This is a genomic window from Oleiphilus sp. HI0043 (assembly GCF_001634935.1).
On record NZ_LWEY01000709.1, the window covers coordinates 1 to 593 of the forward strand.

The window sequence follows — 593 nt, forward strand, 5'->3', positions numbered from 1 at the left end:
TTAATTCATGTCTCTTGAAGTGTTTATAGTCAGCATCGGAGCGATGCATTGCTGAAAAATTATCTATTACCTGAGTAATTTAATCAAGTATTCTCAAGCCTCTCCCCAATAATTGAGACATTAGCCCTTCACCAAATCGAACTATTACTTAATATCTTTAAAACAGCACATGTCATCTTCATCAATAGAAGGTACAGCCTCTTTGTTATAACCGTCATCAAGCTTACGTAAGGATTTGCACATTTCATTCATCCGTTCATCAACCATATGCATATGATCCAGCATACTTCTAATCGAACGCGCAACCGGGTCGGGCATCTCATCACTTAAGCCATAAGCATCAAAGCCAAAGTTCTCTTCCATTTTCTTACGCTTACTGTCATCCGGGGTAGCCGTTTCAGGAACTGATTTGAGAATAATTCGTCCCGGGATTCCAACTACGGTTGCTTCAGCCGGGACTTCTTTAGTAACAACTGCATTTGAACCAATCTTAGCATTTTGCCCTACATCAAAGGGCCCAAGTACCTTGGCACCCGCGCCAACCACCACACCATCCTGAAGCGTTGGGTGACGCTTACCTTTGTTCCAACTTG

1 protein-coding gene is annotated in these 593 nt (G+C 42.5%); it reads right to left on the bottom strand.

The annotated features are described in order from the left end of the window. Nucleotides 1-144: 144 nt before the first annotated feature. On the bottom strand, nucleotides 145-593 hold a 449-nt coding region (locus A3729_RS08340; protein WP_369820114.1), incomplete at its 5' end, for a serine O-acetyltransferase.